General features: G+C 49.5%; 15 protein-coding genes. 6 read left to right on the top strand and 9 right to left on the bottom strand.

Going from position 1 to position 18,572, the window contains the following annotated elements; genetic code table 11:
- The first annotated feature begins 29 nt into the window (after positions 1–29).
- The 3 genes from A1sIA56_RS04120 to dxs are packed head-to-tail and all read left to right on the top strand — an operon-like array spanning position 30 to position 5,866.
- A complete protein-coding gene (locus A1sIA56_RS04120) occupies positions 30–1,244 on the top strand; it encodes a class I SAM-dependent RNA methyltransferase (RefSeq protein WP_095673680.1) in 1,215 nt (404 codons plus the stop codon).
- A 33-nt stretch (positions 1,245–1,277) separates the two neighbouring features.
- Positions 1,278–3,935 (top strand): aconitate hydratase AcnA, encoded by a 2,658-nt coding sequence (acnA, locus tag A1sIA56_RS04115; RefSeq protein WP_095673679.1) that lies wholly within the window; start codon positions 1,278–1,280, stop codon positions 3,933–3,935.
- A 14-nt stretch (positions 3,936–3,949) separates the two neighbouring features.
- On the top strand, positions 3,950–5,866 hold the full coding sequence (gene dxs / locus A1sIA56_RS04110; RefSeq protein ID WP_095673678.1) for a 1-deoxy-D-xylulose-5-phosphate synthase: 1,917 nt from the start codon (positions 3,950–3,952) through the stop codon (positions 5,864–5,866).
- Here dxs and A1sIA56_RS04105 read toward each other — a convergent pair.
- Genes A1sIA56_RS04105 through A1sIA56_RS04085 form a run of 5 tightly spaced genes read right to left on the bottom strand, consistent with a single transcriptional unit; the run spans position 5,805 to position 11,923 of the window.
- A complete protein-coding gene (locus tag A1sIA56_RS04105) occupies positions 5,805–7,916 on the bottom strand; it encodes a 3-hydroxyacyl-CoA dehydrogenase NAD-binding domain-containing protein (protein ID WP_095673677.1) in 2,112 nt (703 codons plus the stop codon). The two genes, dxs and A1sIA56_RS04105, sit on opposite strands and share 62 nt — an antisense overlap.
- A complete protein-coding gene (locus A1sIA56_RS04100) occupies positions 7,916–9,130 on the bottom strand; it encodes a thiolase family protein (protein ID WP_095673676.1) in 1,215 nt (404 codons plus the stop codon). Before A1sIA56_RS04100 ends, A1sIA56_RS04105 begins: the two co-directional genes overlap by 1 nt.
- Positions 9,131–9,188: 58 nt before the next feature.
- Positions 9,189–10,007 (bottom strand): iron uptake transporter permease EfeU, encoded by an 819-nt coding sequence (gene efeU / locus A1sIA56_RS04095; protein ID WP_095673675.1) that lies wholly within the window; start codon positions 10,005–10,007, stop codon positions 9,189–9,191.
- A gap of 55 nt (positions 10,008–10,062) precedes the next feature.
- Positions 10,063–11,346, bottom strand: a complete 1,284-nt coding sequence (locus A1sIA56_RS04090) for an HRDC domain-containing protein (protein ID WP_095673674.1) — start codon at positions 11,344–11,346, stop codon at positions 10,063–10,065.
- Positions 11,339–11,923, bottom strand: a complete 585-nt coding sequence (locus tag A1sIA56_RS04085; protein WP_223298402.1) for a DUF3000 domain-containing protein — start codon at positions 11,921–11,923, stop codon at positions 11,339–11,341. The genes A1sIA56_RS04090 and A1sIA56_RS04085 overlap by 8 nt, the downstream gene beginning before the upstream one ends.
- A 70-nt stretch (positions 11,924–11,993) precedes the next feature.
- Here A1sIA56_RS04085 and A1sIA56_RS04080 point away from each other — a divergent pair, with 70 nt between their 5' ends.
- Positions 11,994–12,836: a DMT family transporter gene (locus A1sIA56_RS04080; RefSeq protein ID WP_095673673.1), complete on the top strand. Its 843-nt coding sequence runs from the start codon at positions 11,994–11,996 to the stop codon at positions 12,834–12,836.
- Here the strand turns inward: A1sIA56_RS04080 and A1sIA56_RS04075 are convergent, their stop codons facing one another.
- Positions 12,837–13,358 carry a dihydrofolate reductase family protein gene (locus tag A1sIA56_RS04075; RefSeq protein ID WP_095673672.1) on the bottom strand — a complete coding sequence of 174 codons (522 nt, stop codon included), beginning with the start codon at positions 13,356–13,358 and terminating at the stop codon, positions 12,837–12,839. It lies immediately after the preceding gene.
- Between the two features lie 62 nt (positions 13,359–13,420).
- Between A1sIA56_RS04075 and A1sIA56_RS04070 the strand changes: the two genes are divergently transcribed.
- Both A1sIA56_RS04070 and A1sIA56_RS04065 read left to right on the top strand, forming a co-directional pair.
- Positions 13,421–14,434 (top strand): C40 family peptidase, encoded by a 1,014-nt coding sequence (locus A1sIA56_RS04070; RefSeq protein WP_095673671.1) that lies wholly within the window; start codon positions 13,421–13,423, stop codon positions 14,432–14,434.
- Complete coding sequence (locus A1sIA56_RS04065) at positions 14,434–15,582, top strand: glycosyltransferase family 4 protein (protein ID WP_095673670.1); 1,149 nt, start codon at positions 14,434–14,436, stop codon at positions 15,580–15,582. The genes A1sIA56_RS04070 and A1sIA56_RS04065 overlap by 1 nt, the downstream gene beginning before the upstream one ends.
- Here the strand turns inward: A1sIA56_RS04065 and A1sIA56_RS04060 are convergent.
- The 3 genes from A1sIA56_RS04060 to A1sIA56_RS04050 are packed head-to-tail and all read right to left on the bottom strand — an operon-like array spanning position 15,565 to position 18,542.
- Positions 15,565–16,185 carry a response regulator transcription factor gene (locus A1sIA56_RS04060; protein WP_150121995.1) on the bottom strand — a complete coding sequence of 207 codons (621 nt, stop codon included), beginning with the start codon at positions 16,183–16,185 and terminating at the stop codon, positions 15,565–15,567. The two genes, A1sIA56_RS04065 and A1sIA56_RS04060, sit on opposite strands and share 18 nt — an antisense overlap.
- Positions 16,182–16,754, bottom strand: coding sequence for a sensor histidine kinase (locus A1sIA56_RS04055; RefSeq protein ID WP_095673668.1), 573 nt, complete (start codon positions 16,752–16,754; stop codon positions 16,182–16,184). The genes A1sIA56_RS04060 and A1sIA56_RS04055 overlap by 4 nt, the downstream gene beginning before the upstream one ends.
- Positions 16,755–18,542, bottom strand: a complete 1,788-nt coding sequence (locus A1sIA56_RS04050) for an AMP-dependent synthetase/ligase (protein WP_095673667.1) — start codon at positions 18,540–18,542, stop codon at positions 16,755–16,757.
- Between the last annotated feature and the right edge of the window lie 30 nt (positions 18,543–18,572).

The raw sequence follows: 18,572 nt of genomic DNA, 5'->3' as shown, positions 1-18,572 counted from the left end.
ATACTCGGATCTCGACTAGGCTTGCCTCCATGTCATCTACCAAGAGAACAACGCTCGAAGTAGGGCAGAAAATTCAGGTAACAATCGAGAAGGTCGCCCACGGGGGACACTTCATCGCTCGCTACGAAGGCGCCGTTATCTTCGTCCGCCACGGTATTCCTGGCGAAGAGTGCACAATCGAGATAACCAGCACGGGCTCCTCATTTAATCGTGCCGACGTTATTGAAGTCACCGCACCTTCAGAAGATCGTGTCAGCGCACCATGCCGCTTTGCGCATAGAAATGGATGCGGGGGATGCGATTTCCAGCATATTTCTCTTCCACGCCAACTCAGCTTGAAGAGCGATGTCATTACGGAACAGTTCTCACGCATTGCAAAGATGGATATTGAAGTAGAAGTCGAAGAAGTTGCAGGCCCTCTTGGATGGCGAACACGATGCTCAGCCGTTACTACCAAAGCTGGGGCGCTCGGTTTCTACCAAGCTCGCTCTCACAAAATTATCCCCGTTGATGATTGCAGAATTCTTGTACCTGAGATGCGTTATTCAGAGCTCGCTCAACGCGGTGCTAAAGGTGATCAACGTATTGAAATTTCGATCTCGAACACGGGTGAGCGAACAATCGCTACTGCCAATTCTCGCGATGAATCTCCGCTTCGAATCAGCGACGGACCCGATGTAGCTCATTACACGGTTGGAGAGAATTCCTTTGAAGTCAGCCAGAAATCATTTTGGCAGAGCCATAAAGACGCTCCACGTGTACTAACAGAGGCCGTTCTGCAATACGCGCAATTGCGCGAAGGAGATCATGTTCTTGATCTTTATGGTGGAGTCGGTCTCTTAGCCGCAAGCTTCTTAACTCATATCGGTGAATCGGGTTCCGTCGATATTGTCGAGGGAAGCAAGAGCGCAACAGCGGACGCGGCCCGAAACTTTGAGGGCAAGAACAACGTCAATATCTACACAGGCGATGTTGCACGGTTGATTACCCGCTTCTCGTCTGCAGATGTCATCGTTCTCGACCCACCACGTGAAGGCGCGGGCAAAGATGTCATCGCGCATTGCGCGCAGTTAAAGCCGCGAGCAATCGTCTATGTCGCATGTGACCCTGCGGCGCTTGCCCGAGATACCGGATATCTACGCGATGCCGGCTACCAACTCGAATCCATGCGGGCTTTTGATCTCTTTCCCATGACGCATCACATCGAATCTGTTGCGAAATTCGTACCCACTAAGGTATCTTGACGTCAAGATATCTCCCGCGAAAGAAGAATCACGATGAGCAAGAACTCACTTGGCACAAAGAAGAACCTCACAGTTGCCGGCAAAGATTATGAAATCTTTGATATCTCAGCAGTAGAAGGCGCAGCCAACCTTCCGTTCTCACTCAAGGTACTTCTTGAAAATCTCTTGCGCACCGAAGATGGCGCCAACATCACTGCGGATCACATCAAGGCGCTTGCCCAGTGGGATCCATCTGTCGAGCCAGATACAGAAATTCAATTTACGCCAGCGCGCGTTGTTATGCAGGACTTCACTGGCGTTCCTTGTGTCGTCGATCTTGCAACCATGCGCGAAGCAATCGTTGATCTTGGGGGAGATCCATCTAAGGTAAATCCGCTTGCTCCCGCTGAACTCGTTATTGACCACTCAGTTATTGCAGATGTCTTCGGAACAAAAGATTCTTTCGAGCAGAACACAGATATTGAATACGAACGTAACCGCGAGCGTTACCGCTTCTTGCGTTGGGGCCAGGGCGCCTTTGATGAATTTAAAGTTGTTCCACCAGGAACCGGAATCGTTCACCAGGTAAATATTGAATACCTTGCTCGCGTTGTTATGACACGTACTGTCAATGGAGTTCTTCGCGCATACCCAGATACAGTTGTTGGAACAGATTCGCACACCACCATGGTCAACGGACTCGGAGTCCTTGGTTGGGGTGTAGGTGGAATCGAGGCAGAAGCAGCACTTCTTGGTCAGCCTGTATCAATGCTCATTCCACGCGTTGTTGGATTCAAGCTTTCTGGCGAGCTACCAGTTGGAACAACTGCAACTGATATGGCTCTGACAATTACTGAAATGCTTCGTAAGCATGGCGTTGTCGGCAAGTTCGTAGAGTTCTATGGTCCAGGTGTTGTCTCAGTACCTATGGCAAACCGCACGACTATCGGAAATATGTCACCTGAATACGGTTCGACATGTGCGATCTTCCCAATCGATGAAGAGACACTTCGCTACCTTCGCCTTACAGGTCGTAGCGATGATCAGGTTGCGCTAGTTGAGCAGTATGCAAAGGCTCAGGGAATGTGGCATGACCCTTCTGTATCTCCACGTTTCTCAGAGAATATCGAACTCGATCTTTCAACAGTTGTCTCATCAATCGCTGGACCAAAACGTCCGCAGGATCGCATTTCACTGACCGCTTCAAAGTCATCATTCGAGAAGATTCTTCCTACCTACTTCTCAGATAAGACAGGTAAAGAGGCTTACTCAGTAAACGTTGGTGCGAAGGCGACCACAATCAAGAATGGCGATGTAGTTATCGCCTCAATTACATCGTGTACCAATACATCAAACCCTTCAGTCATGATCGGTGCAGCTCTACTTGCAAAGAAGGCTGTTGAAAAGGGTCTGACATCTAAGCCATGGGTAAAGACAACTCTTGCACCAGGCTCAAAGGTTGTCACCGATTACTACGATCGCGCTGATCTCACCAAGTACATGGAAGCCCTTGGTTTTAACTTGGTCGGTTACGGCTGCGTCACCTGTATCGGAAACTCAGGACCGCTTCCTATCGAAATCAGTAAGGCTGTCAACGAGAATGATCTCGCTGTCACTGCTGTCTTGTCAGGAAACCGCAACTTCGAAGGCCGCATTAGCCCTGATGTGAAGATGAATTACCTTGCTTCACCACCGCTTGTTGTTGCATACGCACTTGCCGGAACAATGGATCACGATTTCGAAAACGATTCTTTGGGTAACGATAAAGATGGCAACCCAGTACTTCTTAAAGATATCTGGCCATCTGCACAAGAGATTCAAACAGTAATCGATTCATCTATTTCATCTGAAATGTTTAAGAAGGATTATGCAACTGTCTTCGATGGCGATCATCGTTGGAAGTCACTTGATACTCCGACTGGAAAGACATTCGAGTGGGATCCAAAGTCCACTTATGTTCGCAAACCCCCTTACTTTGAAGGTATGCCAGCAGAGCCAAAGCCAGTTACAGATATCACCGGAGCTCGAATTCTTGCGATTCTCGGAGATTCAGTAACAACTGATCACATTTCTCCAGCAGGAAATATCAAGGCTGATTCACCTGCAGGTAAGTATCTCGAGGCTAATGGCGTAGATCGAAAAGACTTTAACTCTTACGGATCGCGTCGTGGAAACCACGAAGTAATGATCCGCGGAACATTTGCAAATATTCGCCTTAAGAATCTACTTCTTGATGGCGTTGAAGGAAGCTTTACCAAGAACTTCCTTGCCAATGGCGAGCAGACAACAATTTACGATGCATCAGTTGCATACCAAGCAGCAGGTGTTGGTCTGATCATCCTTGCAGGTAAAGAGTATGGATCAGGATCTTCACGTGACTGGGCAGCAAAGGGAACAGCGCTTCTCGGTGTTCGCGCAGTGATTGCAGAAAGCTTCGAACGCATTCACCGCTCTAACTTGATCGGCATGGGCGTACTTCCATTGCAATTTACCAACGGTGCAAATGCTCAATCACTCGGTCTTAAGGGTGATGAGACATTCTCGATTACCGGCGTAACCGCGCTCAATGACGGCGGAATCCCTAAGGAAGTCACAGTGGCTGCAGGGGATAAGACCTTCACAGCTAAGGTACGAATTGATACACCAGGTGAAGCGGATTACTACCGCCACGGTGGAATCATGCAGTACGTACTGCGTCAGCTCCGCGGCTAATCTAGACTTCACCTATGCTCGAATCAATCAAAGGTCCCAGTGACCTCAAGGCTCTTCGCCCTGAGCAGCTGGAGCAACTCTCTGAAGAGATTCGCCAATTCCTCATCACCAAAGTCTCTAAGACCGGTGGGCACTTAGGCCCTAACCTCGGCGTAGTCGAGCTCACGATTGCAATTCATCGCACCTTTGATTCACCGAAGGATGTCGTTCTCTTCGATACCGGCCACCAGTCTTACGTTCATAAAATTCTGACAGGGCGCGCAGATCAATTCGATAAGTTGCGTCAACGTGGTGGAATCGCCGGATATCCAAACCGTGGCGAGAGCGCGCACGATGTCATTGAAAATTCACATGCATCGACTGCGCTCTCTTGGGGCGATGGAATCTCTCGCGGTTTCTCACTCACCGGTCAATCAGATCGCCACGTTGTTGTTGTCGTAGGCGACGGAGCGCTGACAGGTGGAATGTCATGGGAAGCGCTCAACAATATTGCTGCAGCCAATGACCGAAACTTAATCATCGTCGTCAACGATAATGAACGTTCTTACTCACCAACCATCGGTGGAGTGGCAACCTATCTTTCAACGCTTCGAGTCACACGTGGCTACGAGCGCTTCCTCGACTGGGGCAAAGAGGTTCTTACCAAGACTCCAGTAGTTGGCAATCCGATTTACGAGACCCTTCATGGAATGAAGAAGGGCATCAAAGATATTGTCGCCCCGCAAGGCATGTTTGAAGATCTTGGATTGAAATATGTCGGACCCATCGATGGACACGATGTCGCCGCCATGGAGCGCGCACTACTTCAGGCAAAAGAGTTCGGTGAACCCGTTCTTCTTCACGTTATTACCGAAAAGGGTAAGGGGCATAAGCCAGCTGTTGCAGATGAGGCCGAAAAGTTTCATGCGGTCGGAATCGTTGATCCTGAAACAGGAACACCACTCAGTAAATCGGTAACTAGCTGGACCAGTGTCTTCTCTGATGAGCTTGTTGCTCTTGGCCACGAGCGTAAAGATATTGTGGCAATTACAGCGGCAATGCTTGGACCTACCGGTCTGGATAAATTTGAAAAGTTATTCCCTGATCGCACAATCGATGTGGGTATCGCCGAACAACATGCAGTAACAAGTGCCGCTGGTCTTGCCTTTGCAGGCATGCACCCTGTCGTTGCTGTTTACTCAACATTCCTCAACCGCGCATTCGACCAGATGCTGATGGATGTCGCTCTTCATAAGGCGGGCGTTACATTCGTACTAGACCGCGCTGGAATTACAGGCGATGACGGTCCTTCACATAACGGGATGTGGGATTTAGCTCTTACCGGAATCGTTCCAACGCTTCATGTTGCTGCTCCTCGCGATGCAGCTCGCCTTCGCGAAACTTTGCGCGAATCTCTAGAAATTTCAGATGCTCCATCGCTCATTCGTTTTCCAAAGGGCGCAGTACAGACAGATATTCCAGCTTTCGAACGTCGTGATGGAATTGATGTTCTCTATCGTGGCGAGAGCGCAGATGTTCTTCTTGTCAGCGTTGGTGCAATGGCAGCGATAGCAGTCGAGGCAGCATCTCAGGCATACCGCGAAGGCGTTGGCGTTACCGTCATCGATCCTCGTTGGGTAAAGCCGCTTCCTCAATCACTTGTCACGATGGCGCAGCGCTATAAGAGCGTAGTCATTCTTGAAGATGGAATTCGCCATGCAGGAATCGCAAGTTCTATCTCAGAGCTCTTCCGCGAAGCAGGGCTTAATGTTGCGCTACACAGCATCGGCGTTCCTCTTGAATTTATCGAGCACTCTAAGCGCGCAGAAATTCTGGAAGATCTTGGAATTACTGCTCAGAAGATTTCACGCGACATCGTCGAGTGGAGTTCTACTGTGGAAGAGATGCAATTCCCGGCGCATGAAAACGCTGACCGCAAACAGACTCGCTAATTCCTTCACGATCTAAGTAAGGCAGGATTCCGCCGAGATGCATCGGCCAGCCAGCGCCCATCAACATACAGAGATCAATCTCGGCTGGTGTTGAAACAACGCCTTCATCGAGCATCATGCGAGCTTCTTCTGCCAACGCTTTCAGCGCGCGAAGACGAACTTCTTCAGCAGTTGAAGGATTTGTTCCCTTATGAACGAGAGTGAGAGCTGCTGGGTTTGGGCCTACTGAGCCGTCATCGTTTTTAATGTAGAAAGTTTTAACGCCTTCCTTGACCATTGCTTGCATTGTTGGAGAGATGCGGTAGCGAGGACCAAGGTTTGCATTGAGAGTTTCAGAGACATGGAGTGCAACGCCAGGACCAACTAGGCCAAGGAGTTCAAAAGGCGACATTGGGAAACCAATACTGCGCATTGCATTATCTGCAGTTGCTGGGTCGGTACCTTCATCAACTGCATCGGTGATTTCACCCATGAATCGAGTGAGAAGTCGGTTCACAACAAAGCCCGGAGCATCTTTACAAATGATCATCGTCTTCTTTAGCTCTTTACCAATGTTGACAGCAGTTGCAGTGGTTGCATCATCTGTCTTTGATGTACGAGCAACTTCAAGAAGTGGCATGACAGCCACAGGGTTGAAGAAGTGGAAACCAACAACGCGTCCAGGGTGTTCCAAGCCTTCGCTCATGCGTTCGACCGATAGGGAAGAGGTATTGGTAGCTAGAACGCATTCAGGTCCGACAATCTTCTCAAGTTTCTTAAAGAGTTCCTGCTTAAGCGATAGCTCTTCAAAGATCGCTTCAATAACGAAGTCGCATCCAGCAAATACTTGCTGATCTGAGGATCCGCTAATCAGAAGTGAGAGACGGCCAGCAGATTCAGCGCTCATGCGCTTTTTCTCAACCAACTTAGCAAGTTCGTTCTTTACCCATGCCACACCCTTGTCGGCGCGCTCTTGATCGATATCTGTCATGACAACAGGGCACTTGAGGTTACGAAGAAGAAGGAGTGCGAGTTGCGAAGCCATAAGACCAGCACCGACAACGCCCACACGAGCGACCTTGCGGCCTAGCGCGGGCTTTGGTGCACCCTCAACTTTTTTGCGCTTCTTCTGAATGACGTTAAAGGCATAGAGCGATGCGCGAAGGGGGTCTGACATTGTCAGGTCTGCAAGAGTTGCATCTTCTGCATCAAAACCTTGCCCGCGTGTATTTGTCTTTGCTTGCGCAATCAGCTCGAGCGCTTTCATTGGTGATGCAATTTCTGCGCCCCCGTACTTTTTAAGCGCTGCAGCACGACCTGCAGCAAGGGCTGAATCCCATGCAGGATCAGTTGAGTAATCCTTACGTTCAATCTTGGTTGCACCGCTCAAAATGGAGGCCGCAAATGCCACAGATTTCTCGAGAAAATCAGCTGGCGCATAGACCGCATCAACGATGCCAAGACCGAGAGCATCCTTAGATTTCATCATCGTGTTGTTATTTAGCGCATTTCCGATGATCACTTGAACAGCGCGCTCTGGACCAATTAACTTAGGAACGATTGTCGCTCCGCCCCATCCTGGAACTAGCCCAAGGAATACCTCAGGAAGTGCGGTAAATGCTGTGGCAGAAAGAGTGCGGTAGTTGCAGTGAAGTCCGACTTCAAGTCCGCCACCCAATGCAAGTCCGTTGATAAAGGCAAAGGTTGGAATTCCGATTTCATCGAAACGACGGAAGACATCGTGACCTAACTTGCCGATAGCAACTGCTTGCTCGCGCTTATTTAGAAATGCCAGCGCTGATAAGTCTGCACCGGCAGCGAAGATAAATGGCTTTCCTGTAATAGCAATTGCTGCAGGTTTGCGGGAAGCAGCCTCTGTAATTGCCGCATCAAGTGCCACCAATGACTGTGGACCGAATGTATTGGGACGATTATGGTCATGGCCATTATCGAGAGTAATGAGTGCGAGTGTGCCCTTGAAGCCAAAGGGGGAGAGGTCAACATCGCGCACAAGTGCGCTGGTAACGACTTCTTCAGGAGCGCCTTCTGGAAGTTGGATTGCAGTAGTCATTACTTCGAACCTCCTGAAATCTGCGCTTCTTTGTTATGGGGGTTTTCCCAAATAATTGTTCCGCCCATACCGAGGCCAATACACATTGTGGTGATTCCATAACGAACTTCTGGCTTCTCTTCAAAGGTGCGCGCTAAGTTGAGCATCAGACGCACACCGGATGATGCAAGTGGATGCCCGACAGCAATTGCTCCGCCGTAAGGATTCACGCGAGGATCATCATCTGCAATTCCGAAGTGATCAAGGAATGCGAGAACTTGTACTGCAAATGCTTCATTGACTTCAAATGCGCCAATATCTTCAATCTTCAAGCCTGCTTTACCGAGAGCCTTGATTGTTGAAGGAACTGGCCCATAACCCATGACTTCAGGTTCAACGCCTGCAAATGCAAATGTAACCATGCGCGCTTTGATAGTAAGACCAAGTTCTTTCGCCTTATCTTCATTGGCAAGAAGGGCCGCGGTTGCGCCATCGTTGAGTCCTGATGAATTTCCTGCAGTAACGCGACCTGCTGGACGAAAAGGTGTCTTCAACCCTGCAAGACCTTCCATAGTTGTTGTAGGACGTGGCGCTTCATCAACGGTTGCGATAGTCCAACCGAGTTCTGCGTTGCGAGCCGCGGTTGGAATTAAATCTCTTTGAATCTTGCCATCGACATAAGCTTGCGCTGTCTTCATCTGAGAGTTGAGTGCGTATGCATCAGCGCGCTCTTTTGTTAGATGCGGAAAGCGATCATGTAAACGCTCAGCTGTTGCACCCATAGCGAGCGCATCTTGTTCCACCAACTTCTCGGCAAGGTAGCGAGGGTTGGGATCCATCAATTCACCCATTGGGTGGTTACCCATATGTTCAACGCCGCCAGCAATTGCAATATCAATAGCGCCCATAGCGATTGCACCAGCAACAGTTGTTGTTGCAGTCAGCGCACCTGCGCACCAGCGATCGATGGAATAACCAGGCACAGTCTTTGGAAGTCCAGCAAGAAGCGTTGCACTTCGCCCGATATTCATTCCCTGATCACCGGTCTGCGTTGCAGCAGCGATAGCAACATCATCGATGGATGCTGGATCTACATTGGGATTTCGCTCCAAGAGGCCACGCATAGCGCGCACCATCAGGTCATCGGCGCGAGTACCTGCATACATGCTGCCGGCTTTACCGAATGGGGTGCGGACAGCATCGACGAGGACGACTGAACGGAGTTGTGACGACATAGAACTTCCTTCGCTGGTGAGTATCTTTGGAAAGGTTACTCGCCAGTAGGGGAATTGGCTATGCGTTAAGAGGTGTTTTTACCTTCGCTGGCGACAAGTAGGCGCTGATAGTCAAACCAAGGTAGGCGACCCAGACAAAGAGCTGGAGCCATGAAGTCGTTGTATCAAAACCAATTGTTCCGCCAAGAAGCGCTGCCATAAATGACTCCTTAGCCATCCATGAAGTGACATCCCATGCAAAAGCATCTGGGCCAGGCAAGATTCCAAACTCCTGGAACTCGTGGATTCCGTATGAAAGAACGCCCGCTGCCACAACGATTAGAGCCACACCTGAGTAAGTGAAGAACTTTCCAAGGTTGATCTTGACTGCGCGGTTGTAAATTCCATAACCAAGACCGACTGCGAGAGCTAAGCCAAGGATCAATCCAAGGGTCGCTGTAGAGAAAGCGCCAACGGTTTTAAAGTTGGTATAGAGAAAGAGTGATGTTTCCAGGCCTTCGCGAGCAACAGCGAAGAAGGCGAGGGTCGCCATCGAGAGGGCACCAGAGGTCACAGCGACCTCTGCCTTTCCATGGAGCTCATCACGCAAGCCACGGGCTGCGCGCTTCATCCAGAAGACCATCCAGGTGACAAGGCCGACCGCCACGAAAGAGGTAGTTCCGGCGAAGAGCTCTTCGCCCTTCTCTGAGAGCTCAGCAGAGGTGTAAGACAAGAAAGCTCCAAAGGCAAGGCTTGCAGTAATAGCGAGAGCTACACCTGTCCAAAGTGCGCGTAAATGGCTTCTTTGGTCGCTCTTCACAAGGTAGGCGACAAGGATTCCAACGATGAGCGCGGCTTCTAGGCCTTCGCGTAGGGCGATGATGAATGTACTGAGCATGGCTTGAGAGTAATTGAGCCAAGGGAATTACGCAACTCTGATGTTGCGTAATTCGTCACTCTGTAGGCGTGACTTCCGCCTCAGGCTCGGCCACTTCTAGTGGCTCAGTCTCTGTAAGAGCGAGCTCAAGGATGGGAGAGGCAATCTCAGCCTGCCAGCGGCGCGCTCCCATGGCGAGCAGGGCTTCGTGCACAGATGAGGTCGGAGGCTGCCAACAGATACGGCGGACCAGTTCGGGGGAGATCATATTTTCAAGAGGAATGGAAAGTTCCTCAGCCCGTACCTGCAAATTAAATCGCGCGTGAGTGAGAGGTGCGTACTTTTCAGGAAAGCGCTCGCGCCAAATTTTAATCGGTGGCATCGCATCAGTTTTAGAACGCGCTTCAGGCCATTGATCTTCTGGCATTGCAATGGCATCGGTAATACAACTAATCCATGTTGCAGCATTTTCTAACCAGCGCGCTCGCAAGCCCAGCGGCCTCAGAATTTTTTCAAGATGTTTGCGATTGGTAATGGGACCCTTATCCGAAGCGAGAGCAATTTCTGTAATTGCTAAATCTGATAAAAGCCGGCTGGGCGATACATCTAATTCTTGTGCAAGTTCATTACGCGCCTGCCAGATTTCGCGGATTACCGCCATGTGATTGCGCTTCTTCACCTTATGCATTCCAGAAGTTCTGCGCCATGGATCTACTCGCGGTGGCGCCGGTGGAGCTGCAATGATTGATGCAAAATCTTCTTCAGCCCATTTCGATTTCTTGGCATCGACCAAGAGTTGGTAAACCTTGTCGCGCAACTCGACAAGAAGTTCAACGTCAAGTGCTGCGTAGTTCAACCAATCATGGGGAAGTGGTCTAGTAGACCAATCAACTGCAGAGTGTTCCTTTGCAAGAGAGACGCTCATCAACGTTTCGAGGAGCGGACCAAGACCTACGCGCGGAAGCCCTGCGATACGACCGCCGAGTTCGGTATCGAAGAGAATGTTAGGAAATATGCCGACTTCGCGAAGGCAGGGAAGGTCTTGCGTACTTGCATGCAAGATGACTTCAACGTCTTGGATAAGTGCGTTAAGTGCAACAAAACAGCGGTGTCCTGGCCCAAATGGAATTGGATCAATGAGGTGCAACCCGCCGCCAGTACGTTTGATTTGAATCAGGTATGCACGGGCGCTGTATTTATATCCAGATGCACGTTCTGCATCGAATGCATAAGGGCCAGTGCCTGAAGCTAACTGTGCAAGAGCTGCATCAAATGCTTCCTCGGTGTCGATGATCGCGGGAACTCCCTCTGCTGGATGCAGCAAAGGAATTGCGGTGGGAAGTTCTTCTACTTCAGACACGACGTCGAGCTGATGCAATAGTTGAAACGCCTTCAGGAACGGGTGGAAGACCTGCGACTTCGGTAATGAGATTGCACCACGCCTGCACGTGAGCGAACATGTCGTCAGGAGATGTGATTACCGGCGACCAAGAAGCGCGGATTTCAATTTCGGATTCGTCATTACGTGGTGAAAGTTTTCCAAATGATGCACTGGATACGCGAGTAACTGTGCCGCTCGGTGCGTTGTAAGAAGCACCCGTTGCATTGAGTGAATCAAGAAGCCAATTCCAGCCTACTTCTGGAAGCAGGGGATCTTCTTGCATCTCGCTATCTACATCGGCGCGCATAAAGGTGACGCAGCGGAAATCGCCTTCCCATGTGTCTTGCCCACCAGGTTCGTGCAAGATGACGAAACGTCCGGAGGCGACTTCATCTTCAGCATCTCCGAGTGAGCCATTTGAGATATCTGCGGTGAATGCAAAGGAATAAGCCGCAAGCTTTTGAGGGGCGGGGACTTCTTCAAGAATGATTTCATTTCTTGGGGTGAAGGTACGAAGAAGGTCGATCATCTCTTCAAAAGTAAATGTCGATTTCACTGGTTGATTCTAAAGTTCAAGGCGCGCTTTGCATGGGAGGCTGATGGTCTTGCCCTGTAGAGTCCTCTCCATGGCAAGCCTTCTAGCGCTACTTTCAAGCGCGTTGTGGGGTAGCGCCGATTATCACGCAGGAAAACTCAGTAAGCGATTCCCTGCAATTGCAGTTCTTGCAACCAGTCAGGCAATTGGATTTATCACCGGCCTCTTTCTTGTCATTGTGAGCGCATCTAGGAATGCGCAAGCACTCGGAAGTGATGGGTATCTTCTAGCTGGAGCACTTGCAGGTCTTTGTGGGTATGCCGGTCTGATTAGTCTTTATGCCGCACTATCTACAGGGCGAATGGGCGTTGTTTCACCGATTAGCTCTCTTGGTGCGCTGATTCCTTTGTCTTACGCAATTGTCATTAAAGGTGATCAACTTTCTACAATCGTCAGTATCGGAGTTGTGGCAGCACTTCTTGGTGGCTTTCTTGCAAGTGGACCAGAAGTCTCACAAGGTTTTCCGCTTAAGCCAGTTCTCCTCGCTTTATCTGCCGCGGTCTTCTTTGGTCTAGCTCTTGTCTTTATGGCAATCGGATCGCAGAGCAGCGCTTTGATGACTATGACGACAATGCGCGCAACTACTCTTCTTATCGGCATTGCCATCTTTATTCGATTTAGACATATCGGCGGGCTAGGAAAAGCCGAACTTCCAATTCTTATATTCATTGGTGTCGCAGACTTCGCAGCTAATTTGCTACTTGGCGTTGCAACGACAAAGGGCCTTGTCTCACTTGCCATGGTCTTAGGTTCGCTCTACCCAATTGCTACTGCCTTATTGGCTTACAAATTTCTCCACGAGAGATTACATAAAGTGCAATATGTTGGAATCTTCTTTGCTGTAATCGGTGTGGCGCTAATTTCCGCCTTCTAACTACTTTCGCGCAGAGATAAAGCGCGTATCTGCGTTCGTTACTTCGCTGCTCTGCGTGAAGTGCCCAAGCAGTTGATCGATATGAATGACATCTTCTCCGCCCGTAACAGTTGTAATACTGAGTTCAAGAGCATCAATTCGTCCAGCACTGATTAATTCAGTGATGATTGCAACGCCCGCTTCAATGTGAACATTGGGACCGAACGTTTTAATCGCTCGATCTAACGCTTTCTCTGGGGAGAGATTCCAACAATGCGCCAGGCGATTATCGGCTAAAGGGTTAATCAAAGAGCGTGAAATAACCACGACAGGCACTGGTGTGCGGTGATAGGGCTCTGTGCGAGCAGTATTTCCTCCGATAAGAATGCAATCAGCTGTACGACGTCGCGCTAAGAACTCTGAGCGATCTGCTGCGGTTGTTACACCCGCGGAGCTGCCATTCTTTGTGGTCGATCCATCACTTCCTACTACAAGAGTTACTGTGACCGTCATAAAGGTAAGAATATTCACTTTCTCACCCATTTATCAGGAAAATCTCCCGCTTAAAATTGAAAGTTCATTACTAGGAGCGTTAGCCTTTCAACATGAGAAAAGCTATGAGTGCTGGCGCTGCCGTTGCAAGCGCAGTTTTTCTCCTCTCAATTTTTCCATCAACTGGAGCAAACGCTGCGCAAACTTTGGCGCAGGTACAAGCGCAAGTAAATCGACTTGAAGAAGATGCCACTGAAGCTGCTGAAGGTGCGCAAGAAGCCAAGGTCAAGCTCGCAGCTCTGACACGCAGCCTGGCAGGAATCCAAGCTCAGGCAGCGATTCAAGGAAAGACCGTTGATGCAATTTCGAAAACTCTTGGAGTCATTGCAGTCAATCAGTACAAGTCTGGAACTCTCAGCCAAAGCCTCGAACTACTCTTCTCGTCAGATCCTGCGCTTTATCTATCATCAGCAGGTTCTCTCGAAGCAATCACTCGTCGTAAATCTACGCAGCTTCGCAAATTCCAATCTGCCGAACAGCAACTTAATGCAACCTCATTAACAGTCAGTGACCGCTTGGCTCAAGTGAAGGTATTGCAGACAAAATTGGCCGAACGGAGCGCTTTTGCTCAACGAAAGTTGGCTCAAGCAGAGCTCTTGCTTTCTAAACTAAAGAAAGAGGATCGCGAACGACTCGCTAAGTTGGCAGAAGATCGCGAGAATGCAGACCAGGCATCTTCACTAGTTGCGGCAAAAGCTGCCGCCGGTGTTTCAGGTCGCAGTGGTATTGCACTCAAATATGCGCTGAAGCAGATTGGCGATCGCTACGTCTTCGGTGCTGCAGGTCTGACTACGTGGGATTGCTCAGGTTTGACGATGCGCGCCTTCCAGTCGGCTGGAGTTTCTCTTCCTCACTCTTCAGCTGCTCAGTCAAGAATGGGTAAATCAATTCCCTTCGGACAGAAGAAGCCTGGCGACCTCCTCTTTTTTGGCCGTCCTGTTTCTCACGTAGGTATTTATCTCGGTGGTGGTCGTATGGTCCATGCACCACGTTCGGGCTCACGCGTGAAAGTGGCAGAGTCGAATTCACTCGGACGTAAACCTTTGGTTGCAGTCCGCCGTTTCTAATGAGCGACTCAAAGATTCTCTGTATTACAAATGATTTTGGTCCACGCGCAGGTGGAATTGAAACTTTTGTTATTGGTTTAATCGAGCGCCTTCCCAAGAACTCGGTCGTCGTTTACACATCTTCACAACCAGACTCTGCTGCCTTTGATAGAGCGTGGATGGAGAATTACGGGGTACTCGTTATTCGCGATAAAGCGAAGGTCTTATTGCCGACTCCACGTGTATCTAAAGCAGTGCGAAAGATTCTCCGCCGCGAATCAATCACCACGGTTTTCTTTGGGGCAGCAGCGCCACTGGGCCTCTTGTCTCATGGGCTACGTCGCGCAGGAGCTAAACGAATCGTTTCACTGACTCACGGACATGAAGTCTGGTGGGCAAAGGTCTGGCCATTTTCATGGGCCATGCGCCGCATTGGTAACGGCGTGGATAACCTGACATACCTTGGTGATTTCACACGTTCGCAGATATCCCGGGCGCTCACAGTTAGCGCAGCGAGTGCGATGGTGAAGATCGCACCCGGAATCGATACGGATCACTTCGCACCTCGAGCTGATGCACAAGCATTGCGCGCCGAGTTAGGACTTTCAGAGAAGAAGGTAATCGTCTCTGTTGGACGATTAGTGCATCGCAAAGGCCAGGACACGCTCGTCGAATCGATGCCGCAGATTCTTTCGCAGGTACCGGATGCGCATTTACTTTTCATCGGCGAAGGTCCATATAAAGATTATTTAGTTAAGCGCGCAGCTGAATTAAAGGTTAGCGATGCAATTACCTTTATTGGACGAATTCAGTATGCCGAACTTCCTCGCTACATCTGCGTTGGAGATATCTTTGCAATGCCTTCACGCTCTCGTCTTGCAGGTCTTGAAGTTGAAGGTCTTGGCATCGTTTACTTAGAAGCCAGTGCATGTGGCCTTGCAGTAGTCGGCGGAAAGTCCGGGGGAGCACCAGATGCAGTTCTTGAAGGTGAGACCGGATTTGCAGTTGATGGAACGTCAGCGCAAGCGGTAGCTGATGCGGTGATTACGCTTTTGAAGGATCCAGAACGAGCAAGCCAGATGGGTGCACGCGGTCGCCAATGGATTATTGATGAATGGCGCTGGGAAATCTGGGCAAAGAAGTTTGCCCAGTTACTCACTCAACCCTGATTGTTGCGCCTTCTTCACAGCTTGAGTTCGATTACTGACCTCTAACTTTCTATAGATTGTGTTGAGATGGGTCTTCAGCGTTGATTCGGAAATGAATAAAGAAGCTGACAACTCTTTTAGCGGTTGACCCATATGTAAAGTTGCGAGAATCTGTAGCTCTCGCTGCGAAAGACCAAAAGTCTCAGTCTTGCGATTAAGAGCCCCTGCCAAATCTTGCGCAGAAAAAGTGGCAGGAGATAAGAGCGCGTGATCAACCGCTGCAAGAAAGTCTGCAAGCGGTGCTGATTTATTGACGAATGCGCTGGCCCCAGCTTTCATGGCTGCAATGACGAATTCGTCCTTTTCGTTCAAGGTAAGAATGACAATCGCAACAGATTGCGAAAGCGAACGCACCCATTGTGCAATTTCCAAGCCACTACCATCAGGAAGATTGATATCGAGTATGAGCAAGTTTGGATTCACTCTTGCAATCTGGGCGCGAGCTTCGTCAATGGAAGAAGCTTCGTAAATTGAGAAGCTCTGTCGCGTTTCCAGGGCGCGACGTAGCCCTTCACGAACCATGGCATGGTCATCAATGATGAGCGCCACTAATAGATCGCTCAAATCAATATCGCTACACGAGTCCCATCAATACTTTCGATTGTGATACTGCCATTCATCGCATGTACTCGTTCAATAATTCCAGAAATACCAAAGTGTCCATCTTTCACGTGCGCCCCTCCAATCCCATCATCGATCACCTCAAGACAGGTTCGATTGTTGATGGGATAGAGGCTTATTCCAATGTGGGTAGCCCCAGAGTGTGCGATGGAGTTGCGTAGGATTTCCTTAGTAATCAGCAGAAGTTGGGTGGTTAATTCTTTATCGATGTCCATCTCCTCGATAGAGAGCGCTATCTCTTGGGACGGCGTTAGTTCGCTGATGAGCCGTTCAACTTCACCGCCAAAGGTCTGCGAAGTGTTTGTGCGCAGGTTGAGAATTTCTCGGCGAACCTTTGTAATGAGTTCGTCTATAGAAAGGCGAGTTCGCCTGATTTCCTTACGGGAATTGGTCGAAAGTGATGGGTCGGCAAGCAGAAGGTCGAGTGAGTAACCCACTCCAACCAAATCTTGCGCAATCCCATCATGGAGCTCCCGTGCAACCCGAAGTCTCTCGGGTGACGGGAGTTCCATTTACTTGGTAAAGAGCGCTGTGATTTCAGCTGAGTACTTCTCAGCGATGACGTGACGCTTAAGCGATAGCTTTGCTGTGAGTTCTCCACCAGCGATGGTGAAGTCCTTTGCAAGTATCGTAAATTTACGAATTGATTCAGCTTTCGATACCGCTTTATTTGCTTCATCTACCGCAGTTTGAATGACAGCAATGAGGTCTGGATCATTTACCAAAGTATCGATAGTTGCTCCGGCCTTATTGTTTGAAGCAATCCAACCTTTGAGCATGTCCTGATCAATAGTGATGAGGGATGCAATAAATGGCTGGTTATCTCCAACGACCATGCACTGGCTGACCAGCGGATGCGCGCGTAGGCGATCTTCAAGAACCGCAGGTGCGACGTTCTTTCCACCCGCTGTAACGATGAGTTCTTTCTTTCGTCCCGTGATGTAGAGATATCCCTCATCATCCAGACGACCTAGGTCTCCAGATTTAAACCATTCGCCATCAAATACTTCTTGGTTAGCAGCATCGTTCTGCCAGTAACCGCGCATGACGATTGGTCCCTTGATCATGACTTCGCCGTCATCGGCAATCTTGATTGAAGTACCAGGAATTGGTCGGCCAACAGATCCCACACGAATCTTCTTTGTGAGGTTAAGAGTTGCACCTGCTGTTGTCTCAGTTAATCCATAACCTTCAAGAATTGTGATTCCTGCGCCACGATAGAAGTGACCTAGACGTGTTCCAAGTGGAGCGCCACCTGAAATTGCTGCTTCAACAGAACCGCCCATTGCTGCGCGAATCTTTGAGTAGACCAACTTGTCGAAGAGGCCGTGCTTGAGAGTAAGGAGTGGATTAAATCCACGCTTATCTTTTGACTCGCTATAAGCAATAGCTACTTCAGCAGCCTTTCTAAAGATCTTTCCCTTGCCAGCAGCTTCTGCCTTAGCTTCAGCGCCGTTGTAAATCTTTTCGAAGATGCGAGGAACGGCAAGTACGAATGAAGGCTTAAATGATGCGAGATCTGGTTGCAGACGACCAACAGGATCACTGCAATGAGCAAGGTGAAGTCCTGCATGGATAGCACCAATCTGCACCATACGACCGAAGACGTGCGCTACAGGAAGGAAGAGGAGAGTTGATCCACCTGGCTTGAGGAAGAGATCGCTAGCGCCTTCAACAACGTTGCCGCACTCTGAGAGAAAGTTTGAATGTGTGAGCTGTACGCCCTTTGGACGCCCCGTTGTACCCGATGTATAAATCAAAGTCGCAAGACTTGCAGGAACGAGAGCATTTCGGCGACGTTCAATCTCTTCATCAGAGATATTTGAACCAGCATCCTTCAAGATAGCGAGTACATCTTCTGTCATCACCCAAACGTGCTTTGTATGTCCAGGAAGAACTGGAGTTACGAGCTCGCGGTGCGTTGGCGTTTCGACGATTAATCCAACAGAACCTGAGTCGTTGAGGATCCAGTCAACTTGTTCAGCAGAAGATGTTTCATAAATTGGAACAACGCATCCGCCTGCGTACCAAATAGCGAAATCTAAAATCGTCCATTCATATCGAGTGCGCGCCATGATTGCGACGCGATCGCCAATTTGAATTCCAGCAGCAACGAGACCTTTGGCAGTTGCGCGGATTTCTTCTTCAACTTGTCGCGCAGTCAGTGGCTGCCATCCATCTCCAAGGGGACGTGAAATGGTGACGCGATCTGGTTCAAACCATGCTCGTTCTGCAATCAAATTGGTGAGGTTTCCGGCTGTCGCGGCAGGGATGATTGGAGGATTGTTGATTTCGTTCATGACGCTAACGCTAGCGGGCGAGTGGGTGAA

The organism is Candidatus Planktophila sulfonica (assembly GCF_002288065.1).
In the GTDB taxonomy this organism is placed as follows: Bacteria; Actinomycetota; Actinomycetes; order Nanopelagicales; family Nanopelagicaceae; genus Planktophila; species Planktophila sulfonica.
Note: the sequence above shows the minus strand (reverse complement) of the source record. Positions and strands in the feature narration are given on the sequence as shown.